General features: G+C 72.6%; 12 protein-coding genes. 8 read left to right on the top strand and 4 right to left on the bottom strand.

Translation table 11 applies throughout. The features are described from left to right. Window positions 1-85: 85 nt before the first annotated feature. On the bottom strand, window positions 86-292 hold the full coding sequence (locus ACPC54_RS38695) for an SRPBCC family protein (protein WP_498971835.1): 207 nt from the start codon (window positions 290-292) through the stop codon (window positions 86-88). Between the two features lie 373 nt (window positions 293-665). Here ACPC54_RS38695 and ACPC54_RS38690 point away from each other — a divergent pair, with 373 nt between their 5' ends. The 4 genes from ACPC54_RS38690 (at window position 666) to ACPC54_RS38675 (ending at window position 9,797) form a co-directional block, all read left to right on the top strand. Then, window positions 666-1,526, top strand: coding sequence for a hypothetical protein (locus ACPC54_RS38690; RefSeq protein WP_498971833.1), 861 nt, complete (start codon window positions 666-668; stop codon window positions 1,524-1,526). A 254-nt stretch (window positions 1,527-1,780) separates the two neighbouring features. After that, window positions 1,781-2,236 carry a hypothetical protein gene (locus tag ACPC54_RS38685; RefSeq protein ID WP_498971831.1) on the top strand — a complete coding sequence of 152 codons (456 nt, stop codon included), beginning with the start codon at window positions 1,781-1,783 and terminating at the stop codon, window positions 2,234-2,236. Next, on the top strand, window positions 2,233-8,052 hold the full coding sequence (locus tag ACPC54_RS38680; RefSeq protein WP_498971829.1) for a type I polyketide synthase: 5,820 nt from the start codon (window positions 2,233-2,235) through the stop codon (window positions 8,050-8,052). Before ACPC54_RS38685 ends, ACPC54_RS38680 begins: the two co-directional genes overlap by 4 nt. Beyond that, window positions 8,049-9,797, top strand: coding sequence for an acyl-CoA dehydrogenase (locus ACPC54_RS38675; protein ID WP_498971827.1), 1,749 nt, complete (start codon window positions 8,049-8,051; stop codon window positions 9,795-9,797). The genes ACPC54_RS38680 and ACPC54_RS38675 overlap by 4 nt, the downstream gene beginning before the upstream one ends. A 91-nt stretch (window positions 9,798-9,888) precedes the next feature. On the opposite strand, the gene ACPC54_RS38670 is transcribed toward ACPC54_RS38675, so the two are convergent. Beyond that, window positions 9,889-10,806, bottom strand: a complete 918-nt coding sequence (locus tag ACPC54_RS38670) for a glutaminase (RefSeq protein WP_498971825.1) — start codon at window positions 10,804-10,806, stop codon at window positions 9,889-9,891. Window positions 10,807-10,942: 136 nt separating this feature from the next. Here ACPC54_RS38670 and ACPC54_RS38665 point away from each other — a divergent pair, with 136 nt between their 5' ends. Continuing rightward, window positions 10,943-11,545, top strand: coding sequence for a hypothetical protein (locus ACPC54_RS38665; protein ID WP_498971823.1), 603 nt, complete (start codon window positions 10,943-10,945; stop codon window positions 11,543-11,545). Here the strand turns inward: ACPC54_RS38665 and ACPC54_RS38660 are convergent. Next, window positions 11,533-12,291, bottom strand: coding sequence for an ABC transporter permease (locus tag ACPC54_RS38660; protein ID WP_498971821.1), 759 nt, complete (start codon window positions 12,289-12,291; stop codon window positions 11,533-11,535). The genes ACPC54_RS38665 and ACPC54_RS38660 overlap by 13 nt on opposite strands. A 58-nt stretch (window positions 12,292-12,349) precedes the next feature. Next, entirely contained in the window at window positions 12,350-13,237 is an 888-nt protein-coding gene (locus ACPC54_RS38655; protein WP_498971820.1) for an ATP-binding cassette domain-containing protein, read from the bottom strand. 148 nt (window positions 13,238-13,385) lie between these two features. Between ACPC54_RS38655 and ACPC54_RS38650 the strand changes: the two genes are divergently transcribed. The 3 genes from ACPC54_RS38650 (at window position 13,386) to ACPC54_RS38640 (ending at window position 16,114) form a co-directional block, all read left to right on the top strand. Further along, window positions 13,386-14,054 (top strand): GbsR/MarR family transcriptional regulator, encoded by a 669-nt coding sequence (locus tag ACPC54_RS38650; RefSeq protein WP_498971819.1) that lies wholly within the window; start codon window positions 13,386-13,388, stop codon window positions 14,052-14,054. A gap of 244 nt (window positions 14,055-14,298) precedes the next feature. Next, a complete protein-coding gene (locus ACPC54_RS38645) occupies window positions 14,299-15,198 on the top strand; it encodes an SDR family NAD(P)-dependent oxidoreductase (protein ID WP_498971817.1) in 900 nt (299 codons plus the stop codon). A gap of 121 nt (window positions 15,199-15,319) precedes the next feature. Beyond that, complete coding sequence (locus ACPC54_RS38640) at window positions 15,320-16,114, top strand: alpha/beta fold hydrolase (RefSeq protein WP_498971815.1); 795 nt, start codon at window positions 15,320-15,322, stop codon at window positions 16,112-16,114. Window positions 16,115-16,222: the final 108 nt, after the last annotated feature.

Raw genomic sequence — 16,222 nt, 5'->3', positions numbered from 1 at the left:
GTGGAAGAGAACTCCGCCGCTTCGCGGCTCCGATCCAAGGAGCCGATTCCTCCCAGGGCTGAAGCCCCGGGCTTCCTCGGCAGAATCAGGTGAAGGTGTGGGTCACGACCAGCGAGTAGGGAAGCGTCGAGCGGAGCGTCAGCTCGAAGCTGTCGTCACCGAGCCGGGAGACCGCCTGGTAGTCGGGCCACCAGAGCGGAAACCTTTCGAGGTCGGTGAGCGCCTCGAAGACCGGCTGCCGCGGCCACGGCACGGTCCAGTCGACGTCGAATCGGTAGAAGTTCAGCGGCATCGGTGCTCTGCTCCTGAGTAGGCGGGGCCGGGGCCGGGGGAAGAGGTTCCGCGGCTCGGGGATCCCGGACGCTTGCTCAGAGTCGGTACCGGCCCCATCCGTTACACCGGCACGAGCGGCAACGGAACGCTCGCCCCGGTCCGAGCCCGTCGCGACGCTCGGACGCTGGACGAAGGGCGCGCCCTTCGGGGCTTCACAGCCCACGGACGCGCGTCCCGGGCCGCGGCAGGCCCGTGCGCCGCAGATCTCGGTCAGGTAACGGCTGCGCCTGCGGCCGTAACGCGCAGGCCGTCACCCGGCACTGACTCCCGTACGGCGCAACGAGAACCGCCGGACGCGCACGGGCCCGAACGGGCGACGACAAGGAGGCATCATGGGAAAGCTTCGACTGCGCAAACGAGCCCTCGGGCTCCTGGCGGCCCTGTCCCTGACCGTCCTGGGGACCTTCGCCGGTACGGCCCAGGCGGCCCAGCAGGACGACCCGCCGCCCGGACCCAACCCCGGTGACGGCCCCAGCGGATCGTCGTTCTTCATCGGGAACTGCCTCCGAGCCAACAACATCACGATCGACCCCGACGTGATCCCGTTCTGCGGCGTCGGGCGGGCCGCCTACAACGCGACCGGGGCCGTGCTCACGCGGAACGCGAGGTTCCTCGGCAACGACATCACCGTCATCGGGGGAACGCTCCGCATCAGGGGCGGGATCTTCGAGAACAACACGATCGTCGGGGACAAGATCATCATCGAGGGGAACAACTCGATCTTCCTGAACAACCGGTTCATCGGCAACGTCTACGTCGAGGACGTCGACGCGATCGCCGCGGAACTGGAGAACGTGCAGCTCTGCGCCGACCACTTCCTCTCGGACTACAGCGCGACCCAACAGGACGGGCAGGGCCCGCTGCACAGGCGGCAGACCGGGATCCACACCTACAACATCCGCGCGGCCGCCCGGACCCCGGTCCACGACAGCTTCACCTCCCTGCACCGCTACTGCGGAAAGAAGCTGCTGGCGGACGACTTCAGCTACTTCTCCGCCATCGCCACCGCGCGCTACCCGCGGCCGGACCTCAAGTCCGACCCGGTCATCCACTACGCCGACCTGAAGTTCATGTCGAACCAGGTGCACGACTGTCGCCTCAAGATGCGGACGGCGAAGAACCGTTCCGGCGCGGGCGCCGGACTGAAGGCACTGCTCGACTGCGCGAACACGTACGTCCACAACGAGCTGTAGCACCGGCGCGGCCGATCGTCCGCCTCGCAGGTGTCCGACCGCGCACGGCCGCGGTCGGACACCTCCGGGGCGGGGAGAACATCCACCCGGTCGAGATCGAGCGTGGGCCCGGTCAGAAGGGTGTACCGGCTGCCCGGCTTTCGTCGCCCGCATCGCACGGTCGACAGCCGCGGTGCTAGCTTCGCCATGGCTGGCACTGGCAGGCGTCGGCGGCACCCGCACGGCGGCCGGCACAACCGGGATGAGGGAGCAGCTTGACGCACCGAACGACCGACCGGCCCGTGATCCACCCGGCGGACCTCGCGCTACTCGGGGAAGCCGTCGGACTCATCCGCTCCGCCCGTATCGAAGACATCCTCGCTGACCTGCTGCCGACCGTCGGGCCCAGGGAGCTCGTCGACCTGGCGCGTCACTGCGAGCTCATCCACGCGGCTGTGCCGCTCTTCCTTGCGGTGCAGGTCGCACGGTCGGACACCGTCGTGCCGCACGGGCTGCGGGCGCGCTGCGCGCAGCTCCTGCGGGCCTGTGTCGCGCCGATGCCGTCTCATGCCGAACTTCTGCTGGTGGAGCGGCTGTTACCGGACGGCGACGTCGCACCACCTGGTACCGGCGGGTCACCGGCGGTCCTCTGGGACGTGCACATGCTCTGCAACGTCGGCGGCCGGGCCCGCCGCCGACCGGCCGACGGCAGTCCGGAGACCGGCCTGTGACCGTGACCCCCGACGACTACCTCGTCGCCCCATTCGGGAACCCCGCGCGCCAACACACCCTCCCCGCCCTGTTCGACGCGGTCGCCAACCGTCTCCCCGACACGGTCGCGGTGCTCGAAGCGGGCGACGCGCGTACCTGGTCCCACTGGCGGGCCGCGTCGTACGCGCTGGCCGCCGCGCTGCAGGAGTCAGGCATCGGCACCGGGGACGTGGTGGCGGTCCAACTGCCCAACTGCTGGGAGTTCCTGGTCACGCACGTCGCGGTGGCCGAACTCGGCGCGGTGCTGCTCCCACTGCACCTGGCGCTCGGGGAGCGCGAGGCCGAGTCCCTGCTGATCCGGGCCCGGGCCCGGATCCTCATCCGGCCGGCCGGGCACCCGAACCCGGGCCACGCCACCGACCGGATCTCGCCGGCCCGGCTCCCGGCCCTCGAACGGATACTGTTCGTCGGACCGGAGCCGGACGACGGGCACACCCGCCTCGATGAACTGATGAACAGTCATTGCGGTTCCCTGCCAAGGCCGGTGGCGGTGACACCGGACCTACCGTTCGTGCTGATGCCGTCCTCCGGCACCACCTCCGAGCGCCCGAAGCTGTGCCTGCACGCCCACTCGGGCCTGCTCGCCAACGCCGAGGCGGTCGCCCGCCAGAGCCTGGCGTCCCACGACGACGTGCTGATCAGCGCCAGCCCGTTCACCCACCTGTTCGGTCTGCTCTCCGTCCACCTCAGCCTGTTCACGGGCGGCAGGCAGGCGCTGCTGCCGCACTGGGACGTGGCCGCCTTCGGGCGGCTGGCCCGCAACAGCGCGGCGAGCGTCCTGTTCGCCGTCCCCGCGCAGCTGCGCGACGCACTCCGGTCCTCCAGCGGGCAGCTCGGCACCCTGCGGGAGGTCAGAACGGGCGGAGCCGCCGTTCCCGCCGAGCTGGTCGCCCGCGTCCGCGCGGTGCTCGGCGCGACGACGGTCGTGCAGTGGGGCATGTCCGAGCTGGGCGCGGGGACCACGACCGGGCCGGACGACCCGGCCGAGGTGGTGGCCCGCAGCATCGGGCGGCCGGTTCCCGGCGCTCAGGCGCGGGTGGCCGGGCCGGACGGCAAGCCGTGCCCCGACGGAGAGACCGGCGAACTCCACTACCGCAGCCCGTACTCGTTCCGCGGCTACCTCGACGACCCGCAGGCCACCCGGGCGGCCTTCACGCCGGACGGCTGGCTGCGCACCGGCGACCGGGCCCGGCGCAACCCCGACGGGACCTTCTCCTACCAGGGCCGCGATGCCGAACTCATCAACGTCGGCGGGCTGAAGTTCACCGCCTCGGAGGTCGAGACGGTGCTCAGCGGCCTGCCCCAGCCGCAGGCCCTCGCGGTGGCCGCCCGCGCCGACGACCGGCTGGGCGAGTACCCCGTGCTGCTGGCAGCGCTGCGCGAGGGGCACACACTCGAACTGGCGCAGGTGCACGCCAGGCTCGCCGAGACCGGGGTGGCCCCCTACAAATGGCCGCTGGAACTGCTGATCGTCGATCGCATCCCGGTGACGCCGACCGGCAAGGTCGCCCGGGCGCGGCTCGCCCCGCTGCTGGTGGGACCGACGAACACGGACCCGGCACCGATGACGTCGCCCACGCAGGCAGCTCTGGATGAGGCGCTCTCCCAGGTCGAGGCCGAGGTCGCCGCGGTCACCGGCCGCCCGGCGAACGGCACCGCCGACTCCCGGACACCCTTCCGAGAGCTGGGCCTGGACTCCGCCGGAGCCGTACAGCTCGCGGCGCGGCTCTCCGCCCTGACCGGACAGCGGCTACCGAGCACAGCGGCCTTCGACCACCCGTCACCCTGGGAACTGGCCCACCGGATGGTCGCCGGGCCGAACCGGCACGCAACCCCCGAAGCGCCCCACCCCCGCCCCCTGATCCCCGCAGCCGGTGACGATCCCGTCGTCATCACCGGCATCGGCTGCCGCTTCCCCGGCGGGATCGACACACCGGAGAGCCTGTGGCAGTTGCTCGCCGCGGGCCAGGAGACGGTCGGCGGCTTCCCCCAGGACCGCGGCTGGGATCTGGCCCGTCTCCACGACCCGGAGCCGGGCCGAGCCGGCCGCACCACCGCCCGCGGCGGGAGTTTCCTCACCGGGGAGGGCGGGGCCGGGGCCTTCGACCCCGCATTCTTCGCCCTCTCGCCACGGGAGGCGCTGGGCATGGACCCGCAGCAGCGCCTGCTGCTGGAGACCGGCTGGGAAGCGCTGGAGCGGGCCGGGATCGACCCGGCCGGCCTGCGCGGCAAGGCTGCCGGGGTCTACCTGGGCCTGATGGCTTCCGACTACGCACCGAGGCTGAGCGAAGCCCCCGAGCTCTACGACGGGCACCTGCTCATCGGCAACGCCCCGAGCGTGGCGTCCGGGCGGCTCGCCTATCTCCTTGGCCTGACCGGACCTGCCCTCACCGTGGACACCGCCTGCTCGTCCTCCCTGGTCGCCCTCCACCTCGCGGTCCAAGCCCTGCACCGCGGCGAAGTGGACCTCGCCCTCACGGGTGGGGCGACCGTGATGGCCACCCCGGCCTCCTTCGTCGACTTCGCCCGGCAGCGAGCCCTGTCCCCGGACGGGCGCTGCCGGGCCTTCGCCGCCGACGCCGACGGCGCGGGCTGGGGCGAAGGAGCCGCTGTGCTGGTGCTGGAGCGGCTCTCCGACGCCCGCGCGCACGGTCACCCGGTACTCGCGGTGGTCTCCGGGTCGGCTGTCAACCAGGACGGTGCCAGCAACGGACTCACCGCCCCCAGCGGGCCCGCCCAGCAGCAAGTCATCCGGCTGGCGCTGGTCGACGCGGCCCTGACTGCCGATCAGATCGACGTCGTGGAGGCGCACGGCACCGGGACCCCGCTGGGGGACCGCGTCGAAGCAGACGCGTTGCGGGCCGTCTTCGGGCCGGGCCGGCCGCGCGAACACCCGCTCCGGCTCGGGTCGGTGAAATCGAACATCGGTCACACCCAGGCCGCGGCCGGGGTCGCCGGTGTGATCAAGATGGTGCTCGCCCTGCAGCACGGCCTGCTGCCCCGCACCCTTCACGTGGACAGCAGCGCACTGGTGGCCGACCTCCCGCAGCCTGCGGACGACGCGGCCGAGCGGGCCGCCGTCCACCTGCTGCACGGGGCACGGCCCTGGCCGGTCTCGGCCCGCCCACGCCGAGCCGGGATCTCGGCCTTCGGCATCAGCGGGACCAACGCCCACGTCATCCTCACCGAGCCGCCGCCGGTCCCGCCCGCGGATGTGAACACGGACCTGCCGGTGGATCCCGCCGTTCCCTGGCTGCTGTCCGCGCGCAGCGACGAGGCGTTGCGCGCCGCGGCGCAGCGGCTCGCGGCGGCCACCGGGATGGACACCTCGGCCGGCCCGGCCGCGATCGGGGCGGCCCTGGCCCGGTCCCGGTCCTCCTTCGAGCATCGGGCCGTCGTCGTGGGGCGGCACCGGGGCGAGCTGCACGACGGTCTGGTCGCCGTCGCGTCCGGCCGGTGGTCGGCCGACGTCGTGCAGGGCCGGAGCACGGGCCAGCGTGGCGGGACGGTCTTCGTCTTCCCCGGTCAGGGCGCGCAGTGGCCGGGCATGGCCGCCGATCTGCTGGACGCCTTCCCGGTCTTCGCCCGGTCGGTCGAGGAGTGCGAGCGGGCGCTCGCGCCGCACCTCGACTTCTCGCTCGCAAGCGTGCTGCGGGGCGGGACCGGCGCGCCGCCGCTGGAACGTGACGACGTCGCCCAGCCGGCCCTGTTCGCCGTGATGGTCTCGCTGGCCGCCCTCTGGCGCTCCTTCGGCGTCCACCCGGACGCGGTGGTGGGGCACAGCCAGGGCGAGATCGCCGCCGCCCACGTCTGCGGCGCGCTCCCGCTGGCGCAGGCGGCCCGGATCGTGGCGGTCCGCGCGCGGGCGGTGCGGCAGCTGGCGCCCGGCAGGATGGCGGCGGTGGGCCTGCCCGCGCGGGAGCTGGCCGACCGGCTGGCCCGGCGTTCCGGACTGGCCCTGGCAGCGGAGAACTCTCCGCGGTCCACGGTGGTCGCCGGAGACGCCACGGCCGTCGAGGAGTTCGTCGCCGAACTCACCGAACACGGCGTACGGGCACGGATGCTGCCGGTCGGCTACGCGTCGCACTGCGCGGCGGTCGAGCCCCTGGAGGAGGCCCTGACCGCGAGCCTGGCAGGCGTCGGCGCCCGTCCGGGCAGCGTACCGTTCTTCTCCACGGTCGAACCAGGTCCCGGCCCCCTGGACTGCTCCCGGCTCGACGCCCGCTACTGGTACCGCAACCTGCGGCAGCCGGTCCGGCTCCGCGACACGATCCAGTCCCTGCTGCACCAGGGCCACCGCCGGTTCATCGAGATCGGCCCGCACCCCGTGCTGAGCCAGGCCGTCGAGGAGACGGCGGAGGCCGCCGGAGTCACCGCCACGACGGTCGGCACCCTGCGCCAAGCGGCAGACGGTCCACGCCAGTTCCTGCTGTCGGCGGCACGCGCCCAGGTCGGTGGCGCACCGGTCGACTGGACTGCCGCGTTCACCGGCGTGCGGCGCGAGCACATCGACCTCCCCACCTATCCCTTCCAGCGGCAGCAGTACTGGCTGACGACACATCAGCGCCCGGGCCGGGTCGGTGCCGAAGCACCGCCCACGCCGGAGCCGGGCCCTCGGCAACCGGACGACCAGGATCTGCTGGCCCTGGTCCTGACCCACACCGCCGCTGTGCTCGGACACCCCACGGGCACCAGGCTGCCCGCTGACGCCGCCTTCCAGGAACTGGGCACCGGATCGATGGCAGCCGTCGAACTGCGAAGCCGGCTCAGTCGCACGCTGGGCATCGCCCTGTCAGCCACCGCCGTCTTCGACCACCCGACCCCCGCACTGCTCGCCGCACATCTGCGGGGCCGTCAGCAGCGGACCGCCTCCGCCGGACCCGCCGCAGACCTGCCCGACGGCCTGGACGCCTTGTACCGGCACGCCTGCCACAGCGGCCGGGGCACGGTCGCCGCCGATCTGCTGCGGACCGCCTCACGGCTGCGACTGTCCTTCGACGGCGACGCGGGCGTCGAGAACGCGCCGGCCGCCGTCCGCCTGCCGGGCGGTCCGGACGGACGAGCACCGGTACTGCTCTGCGTTCCGTCGGTCCTCCCGACCGGTGGCCCGCACGAGTACGCGCAGCTGGCGCGGTGCCTGCCCGGATGGGAGACGGCGGTGCTCCCCCTGCCGGGCTTCGCCGCGGGTGAGCGCGTGCCGGACAGCGCGCTCGCGCTCGTCACCGCACACGCCGAGGGCACGCTGCGCTACATCGGCAGCCGGCCTGTCCTGCTCTGCGGCCACTCCTCGGGCGGGCTCCTCGCACAGGCCCTCGCTCAGCACCTGGCGTCGCTCGGGCGGCCGGCGGCCGGTCTCGTCCAGCTCGACGCCCCTTGGCCGGAGCACGGGTTCGTCACCGCCACCCTCCCCGCCGTCCTCGCGCTCCTGGAGGAGCGGCAGCGGCCCGGCTCGCTCGCGGCCGAACCCGTCAACCCCACCCGGCTCACCGCGACCGGCGCATACCTGCGCCTGCTGGACGGTCTCACGGACGGCGGCCTGGACGGCTCCGACACCAGCGCGTCCCCACCGACCCTGCTGCTGCGGGCCGAACGCCCACTGGACGGGATCGGTGCCCTCGCCGCCCGCTGGCCGCTGCCCCACACACGGGTGGACGTCCCAGGCGATCACTTCACCATGCTGACCGAGGACGCAGCCTCCACAGCCCAGGCGATCGACTCCTGGGCCCGCCCGGGCCCGCCGCCCCGCCCCGCCCCTGCCAAGGAGCCCACCCAGTGAGCGACGCCCACGACACGCTGGCCGAAGCCGTCCTGCGGGCCGGCGCCGGCCGGCCGGGCCCGGCGCCCTACCCGGCGCTGCGCCGCATCACCGCCCGGACCGGCGGCGACGAACCCCTGCTGGCCATCGACCAGCCCGGCCTCAGGGCGCTGCTCGAAGTCACCGCCGCCGCCGATCCCAGGCTTTTCCACATCATGTTCCTGCACCACTGCATGGCCCTGGGCGCCGCGTTGGACTACGGCGCGACGAGCGGCGACATCGCCGAACTGGCCCGGGGCCGCTCGATCGGCGCGGCCCTGATGACCGAGTTGGGCCGGGGGAACAGCAGCTCCGACATCCGGACCGAAGCCGTCCTCGACCGCACGAGCGGCGATTTCGTCCTGCACACCCCGGACGCCGCAGCGGCCAAGTACCCGCCGAACGTGGGCGAGGAGGGAATCTCCCGGCTCGGGGTGGTGAGCGCCCGGCTGCGGGTCGACGGTACCGACCGAGGAGTCTTCCTCTTCCTGGTCGCGCTCAGGGACGAGAACGGGCCGTCAAACGGAGTGACCATCACTTCCCGTCCGCCCACCGCGCTTCTGCCGCTGGACTACGCCAGCGTTCGCTTCGACGGCGTCCGGGTGCCCCGCCACCGCTGGCTGGCCGACGGTGCCCGGCTCGCCGAGGACGGCGCCTTCTCCGATCCAGTCGGCGGACCGGCGGACCGGACCCGCCGCAGCCTGGCGATGAGCCGGTTCGCCTGGGGCGCGGTCACCGCCGGCCTCGCCGCGGCGGCGCGGGCAGCCGTCGCGATCGCCCTGCCGCACGCGCTGCGCAGGGTGACCGCCGACCGCCTGGCCGGCGAGCGCCCCGCCCTCGGGCTGCGCCACCAGCAACGTCTACTGTTCGGTGCCGCCGCCGCCGCGCACACGGCCACCGTACTGGCCCGCCGGGCGACCGCGGCGAGCTGGCACATCCCCGACCGGGGCGGCGCGGGCGGCGGGCCGACACCCGCCGTGATGCGCGCTCTGGCGCTGACCAAGGTCGGCGTAGACCGGCTCGCCGACCGGGCGGTGACCCAGTGCCGCTCGGCGGTCGGCGCGATCGGCTTCTTCTCCGAGAACCGCCTGATCGAGTACCAGGCGCTCACCATGGCGTTCCACTCGGCAGGCGGTGACAACCGGCTGATCCTGCTGAAGGCCGCTCGGACGACGGTCGACGCCGTCGCCCACCCGGCCCCGCAGGAGCAGGCGGACCTCCAGCCGGCCGGCGACGAGGATTTCTGCGCCCTGTTCCGGGCCCGTGAGGGCCGGCTGCACGCCGAGCTGACGACACGTCTGACGACGTGCGAGGCAGCCGGAACGACCTCCGCAGCGGCCTGGGACGCCCACACCGACCTGGCACTCCTCCTCGCCGAGGCCCAGGTCGCCCGCATCACCGCGGAGGCGCTCCGGACCGAAGCCCTGGAAGCGCAGGCGCAGGAGCCCGGGGCCGGGGGGCGCGGCGCCCTGCTGCACGACCTCCATCTGCTCAGCTGCCTGGAGGAGGCCCAGGCACACAGCGGCTGGTTCGTGACCGAGGGGCTGCTCACTCCCGAACAGGTCCGCTCCCTGCCCGACCGCCTGAACGACCTGTGCCGCCGCCTCCTCCCCCGGGCCACGGACCTGATCGACCTCATGGAAACCCCCCGAGCCGTCCTCTTCGGCCCCCTCACCGAACCGGACTACGTCAGGGCGCTCACCGAGCGGCCGCCCCGCCCCGACTGACCTCTGGGGCGGCACACCGGCCGATGAGCAGCCAGGGCGGCGGCCTGGAGCACCATCCGGAGGAAAGACCTCCGGGCTCCATGGGCCGTTGTCAGAAGACCGACCAGCCGGTGAGTGTGGTGAAGGCGTCCAGCGCGGCAATGCCGGCCACGGAGTTGCCGTGCGTGTCGAGGGCCGGCCCCCACACGCATAGGCCGCAGCGGCCGGGGACGACGGCGAGGATGCCTCCGCTGACGCCGCTCTTGGCGGGCAGCCCCACCCGGTGGGCGACGTCCCCGGCGGCGTCGTAGGTGCCGCCGACGAGCATGACGGCGTTGATCCGCTTGGCCTCGCTGCGGGTGAGCAGGCGGGTGCCGTCTGCGCGGGTGCCGTGTCTGGCCAGCAGGCAGGCCGCCAGGGCGAGGTCGTGGCAGGTCATGGTGATCGCGCACTGCTTGACGTAGTGGCGCAGGACGGTGTGCACCGGGTTGGTGAACCTGCCGTGGTCGGCCAGCAGGTGGGCGAGGGCGGCGTTGCGGTGGCCGTGGCGCTGTTCGGAGGCGGCGACGCGGGCGTCGAAGTCGATGGCGGGGTTGCCGCTTTCCGTGCGGAGGAACTCTCGCAGGGTCCCGCTGGCATCGCCCGTCAGGGTCTGAAGGCGGTCGGTGACCACCAGGGCGCCGGCGTTGACAAACGGGTTGCGCGGCACGCCGCCCTCACGCTCCAGCTGGGCCAGGGAGTTGAACGGCGAACCCGAGGGTTCCTTGCCCACCCGCTGCCACAGGGCGTCGCCATCGGTGGCGAGGACCAGGGCGAGGGTGAACACCTTGGAGATCGACTGGATCGAGAACGGCGTCCGCCAGTCGCCGGCGCCGTGGACCACCGCGGGATCGGCGGCCGTGGCGAGAGCGATCCCGAAAGCCGCCGGATCGGCGCGGGCGAGCGCCGGGATGTAGGCGGCCACCCTCCCTGTACCGGAGACCTGCCGCGCCGACGCGGCCGCCCGTTCGAGCACACTTCCGTACTCCATAGGTCCCCCATGCGGTGCGACACCTTTGCCAGCGCCCGGCCAAGGATGCGCGCGATGCCGGAACACGGGAAGACCGCGCGTTCACATCGGTACAGTTACCGAGAGGACACGCTGATACACCGAAAGTAGTAAGCCCATGTCGGACGAGACATCCACACACCTGATCCGGCACGAACCGAGCACCGGGACCCTGCGGCTCGACGAGGTCACCCCAACCCCCGTGATCGTCAAACTCATGGGCCGGACTTACACGGCCACCCTGGTCGACGACGCCGTCGACATCCGGGACCACACCGACATCACCAGCCCACACAACCTGGGCACCGCCCGCCCCGGCTCCACCACGGACCACTGGGAGGTCACCGACTCCCGCGGGGCCTCGCTGACCAGCACCGCGGACCTCCTCCACACCGTGGCCCTGCTGCGGCGGGCCCAGTGGCCCCCACTCGACCAGGCACCGCTGCCACGCGCCAGGCTGATTCCGTGTCACCACGCGAGCCGGGAGTCGACCGGTCCGTACCGCCCGCGATCGACCGAAGGCACGGCATCCCCTGACGCGCGAAGAGCTTCCGGCAAGGTCGGGCCCGGGCCGCCCGGTCGCTCTGCAACCGGGCCCGGCCGCCCGGTCCTCGCACCCGACGACCCGAACCTGGCGGCACTGATCGGCGAACTGACCATGCTCAGGCGTCGGACGCCGCCTCACCCCCGCCTCACCGACGCGCAGTCTCAGCGGTTGTAGAGCTTGCGTGCCAACAGGTAGCCGGCGAGCGCGATCACCGCGCTCCACGCGACGGCCTTCGCGAGGTCGGCGCCGGCCGGCTGGGCGGCGAGCAGCTTGCGCAGGGTCTCGATGACCGGGGTGAACGGCTGGTGTTCGGCGAACCAGCGCAGCGGCGCCGGCATCGACGCGGTGGGCACCACGCCGCTGCCGAGGAACGGCAGGATCAGCAAGGGCATCGGCAGGTTGCTGGCGGTGGCCACGTTGCGGGTGATCATGGCGAGCGCGACGGACAGCCAGGTGATGGCGAAGGTGAACATGGCGAGGATGCCGATGACACCGAGCCAGTCCAGGGCGGTGGCGGCGGGCCTGAAGCCCATCGCGAAGGCGGCAGCGGTGGTCGCGGTGAGCGCGAGGAAGTTCTGCACCAGGGCGCCGAGCACGTGTCCGGTGAGGACGGAGACGCGCGCGATGGCCATGGTCTTGAACCGGGCGACGATCCCGCCGGTCATGTCCATCGCGACGGCGATGGCGGTGCCCTGGGCGGCGCCGGCGATGGTCGTGGCCATGATGCCGGGGGTGAGGTAGCCGACGTAGGCGGCGCGGCCGCCGCCGATTCCGGCGCCCATGGTGCCGCCGAGGACGTAGACGAACAGCAGCAGGATGATCACCGGGACGGCGGTGTAGGTCAGCAGCGGTGTCGGGTAGCGGCGGACGTGTGTGAGCTGGCGGCGCAGCATGGTCGCGGAGTCGGCGACGGCTTTCATCGGGCAGGTTCCTTCACAGCGATGTCGTTGGTGCCGTTGGTGGAGTCGGTGTCGTCGGTCAGGGCGAGGAGGACCTGGTCAGGGCGAGGAAGACGTCGTCGAGGTCCGGGGTGTGCACCGTCAGCCCCGCCACCTCTGCGTCGATCGCGTTCAGCTGGCCCACAACGGCCCTCAGCGCCTCGGCCACGCCGCCGTCCGGGATCTGTACGGTGAGTTCGGTGTCGTCGGCGAAGCGCACGGCGATGTGGCCGCCGGGAATCAGGCGCTTGAGTTCGTCCGGCGTCCCCTCGGCGACGAGCCTTCCCTCGCTGAGCAGGGCGACGCGATCGGCGAGCTGGTCGGCCTCCTCCAGGTACTGGGTGGTCAGGAAGACGGTGACACCGTCGTTCTCGACCAAGTCCCGCACGGTGCGCCACAGTTCGCGGCGGCTGCGCGGGTCCAAGCCGGTGGTCGGTTCGTCGAGGAAGATCAGCCGGGGCGCGCCGACCATCGTCATGGCGAGGTCCAGGCGGCGGCGCAGGCCTCCGGAGTAGGTGGCGACGGGTTTGCGGGCGACGGCCGCGAGGTCGAAGCGTTCGAGCAGCGCCTGCACGGTCCGGCGGCGCCGCGAGCGGCCGACGTGCAGCAGGTCGGCCATCAGGCGCAGGTTCTCCTCGCCGGTGAGCAGGTCGTCCACGGCGGAGAACTGGCCGGTGACGCCGATCGCGGCGCGCACCGCGTCGGGGTCCCGGGCCAGGTCGTGGCCGGCCACGCGGACCTCGCCGGCATCGGCCTTGATCAGGGTGGACAGGATCTGGACGATCGTGGTCTTGCCGGCGCCGTTGGGGCCGAGCAGGGCGAAGATCGTGCCCTGCGCGGCAGTGAGGTCGACGCCGTCCAGGACGAGGTGGGCGCCGTAGGACTTGCGCAGTCCAGTGGCGGAGATGATGGCATCTGTGTTCAGCACGGGCTGAAAGCTACGTTGCGTTCAGAGAAAGTGTCTACGGATAGATCAACATAACCGCAGTTCAATGGCCATATTTTGATGCAATGACGATGCCGCCGAATGCACCATTGGCATTGCAACAGGTGTCGCTGAATGCAAGACTGCCGCCATGCCAGGAGGAAGACTGACCCAGCAGGACCGCCACCGCATCGCCGCCGGACTCGTCGAGGGGCTCTCCTACGCCGAGATCGCGCGACGCCTCGGCCGGACCACGTCGACGGTCACCCGGGAGATCGGCCGCAACGGCGGTCCGGCCGGCTACCGCGCCGAACTCGCGCACCAAGCGACGGAGCGCCGGGCACGCCGCCGCACGCCGAGTGCCGGGCACACGGGCGGCGCCGGGCACACGGACGCCCAGGACCAGGCGGTGGAGCTGGCGGTGGGCACCGGACTGCCGAAGATGATGGCCAGGGTCCTGATCGCGCTGTGGCTGAGTACGGACGGCAGGCTCACAGCCGCCGAGCTGACCCGGGAGCTGGGAGTCAGCCCGGCATCGGTCTCGGCGGCGGTCGGGTATCTGATCCGCCAGGAGCTGATCCGGCGCGAGGCCCAGGGACGCCGGGACGTGTACGTGGTCGACAACGACGCCTGGTTCCAGTCGACGGTGACCGGCGCGGAGCAGACGCTTCATGCGGCACAGGTCGCGGTCCAGTACGCGGAGCAGATCGGCCTCGACACACCTGCCGGAGCGCGGTTGGCGAAAAGCGGGGCGTTCCTGGAGCGAATCAGCCTGGACGCGTTGGAGTCGGCGGCCCGGTGGCGCGACCTGCTGAGGTGACACGAGTCCCCTGCGTTTTCAGGCGCTCAACGGCTTCTCAGGACAACTGTGGACGATCAGGTAATTCCCCGGGGCGAACGTCACGCGATTCCCCAGGTTCCCACTGCCCCGTCCCGGCGGTCGCCTGTCGCTGCGGTCCGCGAGGGCTGCCGCCGAACAGCAAACCGGATAGTTCATCCGGATCCATGCTACCGTCCCGACTAACCGGATACATCATCCGATTGTCGATCGGGCGGAGGAGCTCATGACGAGGACAGCTGTGGTCACGGCCGGAACGGGTGGCATCGGCCTGGAGACGGCGCTGGGGCTGGCCACCGCGGGGTTCGCGGTCACCGTGGTCGGGCGCGACGCAGAACGGGGAGCCGCAGCGGTCGAGCGGATCCAGGCGACGAACCCCGCGCACCCCGGCCGGTTCCTGTCCGCCGACCTCGCCTCGCTCGACCAGGTGCGCGCACTCGCTGACACGATCGCCGCCGACCACGCCGCCTCGGGCGAGCCGCTCACGGTGCTGGTCAACAACGTTGGGGCGATGTTCGCGCAGCGGCTGGACCTGGGCGGCGTCGAGGCGTCGTTCGTCGTCAACCACCTCTCGCCGTACCTGCTGACGGAACTGCTTCTGCCCACGCTGACGGCCGGGGCGCCGAGCAGGATCGTGAACGTGACCTCTGGCGCCGTCGCTGTCGCCAAGCCGGTGTTCGACGCCGTCGAGCCGCCCGGCGGCTACTACGGATTCCACTGGTACGGACGCGCCAAGCTCGCCAACCTGGCCTACACCCTCGACCTGGCCGCCCGGCTGGACGGCACCGGCGTCTCGGTGTTCGCCGCCGACCCCGGAGGCGCGGCGACCGACATGACGAACGGCACCCTGACCGACCCGAAGATCGTCTCCCCCGCCCTGCGGCTGCTGTGGCCGCTGGTCCGCCGCAGGTTCGAACGTTCCACCTCCGGTCCCGCGTCCGTTGCGGCCAGGCCCTCGATCGTCGCCGCCACTGACGAGGCCCTGACCGGCCGCAGTGGCATCGTCATCGGCCCCCAGGCCCACCCGGTCGCCCCGTTCCACGCCGCGACCGACCACCGCCTCGCCCAAGCCGTGCGCCGGCTCAGCGAAGCCCACGCTCCCCGGGCGGCGTCCGCCGGCGCGTGAGCGGCCGCCGGAACGCCGGCTGGCCAGAACCGACACCGACTCGCTCTCGCCTCCGCTCGGGAAACCTCCCCATCCGCCATCCCTTACCCGTTCGCAGGGTTCGTCACATGAGGAATCGACCATGACCGTCACAGCCCCGACCGCCTATGCCCGCACCGTCCGCGGTTCCGGCCCCGGCCTCCTCCTCGCCCACGGCGCGGGCGGCGGCGTCGAGGCCAACTACGGGCCGATCATCGAAGGGCTCGCCGCCGAGCACACCGTCGTCGGGGTCGACTTCCCGGGCTCTGGGCAGACCCCCAGTACACCCGCGCCCCTGGAGCTCGACACCCTGGCGGACGAACTGGTCGCCGCAGCGGACGCCGAAGGACTCGGCACGTTCGCGGTCTGCGGATACTCACTCGGCGGCCCGGTGGCGATCCGAGCCGCTGTCCGTCACCCGGGGCGTGTCACCGCACTGGTGCTGAGCGCGACCTTCGCCGGCCTGGACACCCGGGCCGACCTGACCGCCGCGATCTGGCACCAGCTCTACGAATCGGGACAGCACCTCCTGCTCGCCCAGTACCTGGCCCACCTGGCCCTGAGCGCGCCGGTTCTGAACTCACTCACCCCGGCCCAGGTGCGCGCGGCCGCCGAACAGACCGCCGCGGCCCTCCCGGCCGGCACCGGCGCCCAGGTGGACCTGGTCCGCCGCGCCGATGTCCGCGCCGACCTCGCCGCGATCGCCGTCCCGGCCCTTGTTGTCGTGACCACCGGCGACGCCCTGATACCGGCTGCCCTCCAGTACGAGCTCGCCGCGGCCATCCCCGGTGCGCAGACCGCCGAGCTTGCCACCGGGCACCTGCCCTTCCTGGAGCAGCCGAAGCGGTGGCTGGAGATCATCACCGGCTTCCTCGGCCGAGAGCAGGGCCGGTCCTGACATCCGGGGTGGGGGGGGCCCCCCGCCCCCCCCCCCCCCCCCCCCGGCCCGCCCCCCCCGGGCCCCCCCCAGCCCCCCCCCCCCCCCCCCGCCCACCGCCCAGCCGCC

It is taken from the genome of Kitasatospora sp. NPDC094028 (genome assembly GCF_049543595.1).
In the GTDB taxonomy this organism is placed as follows: domain Bacteria; phylum Actinomycetota; class Actinomycetes; order Streptomycetales; family Streptomycetaceae; genus Kitasatospora.
Note: the sequence above shows the minus strand (reverse complement) of the source record. Positions and strands in the feature narration are given on the sequence as shown.

Coding starts and splice junctions, on each gene's coding strand:
- ACPC54_RS38695 (WP_498971835.1), bottom strand. CDS start 292: ATGCCGCTGAACTTCTACCGATTCGACGTCGACTGGACCGTGCCGTGG.
- ACPC54_RS38690 (WP_498971833.1), top strand. CDS start 666: ATGGGAAAGCTTCGACTGCGCAAACGAGCCCTCGGGCTCCTGGCGGCC.
- ACPC54_RS38670 (WP_498971825.1), bottom strand. CDS start 10,806: ATGGAGTACGGAAGTGTGCTCGAACGGGCGGCCGCGTCGGCGCGGCAG.
- ACPC54_RS38665 (WP_498971823.1), top strand. CDS start 10,943: ATGTCGGACGAGACATCCACACACCTGATCCGGCACGAACCGAGCACC.
- ACPC54_RS38660 (WP_498971821.1), bottom strand. CDS start 12,291: ATGAAAGCCGTCGCCGACTCCGCGACCATGCTGCGCCGCCAGCTCACA.
- ACPC54_RS38650 (WP_498971819.1), top strand. CDS start 13,386: ATGCCAGGAGGAAGACTGACCCAGCAGGACCGCCACCGCATCGCCGCC.
- ACPC54_RS38645 (WP_498971817.1), top strand. CDS start 14,299: ATGACGAGGACAGCTGTGGTCACGGCCGGAACGGGTGGCATCGGCCTG.
- ACPC54_RS38640 (WP_498971815.1), top strand. CDS start 15,320: ATGACCGTCACAGCCCCGACCGCCTATGCCCGCACCGTCCGCGGTTCC.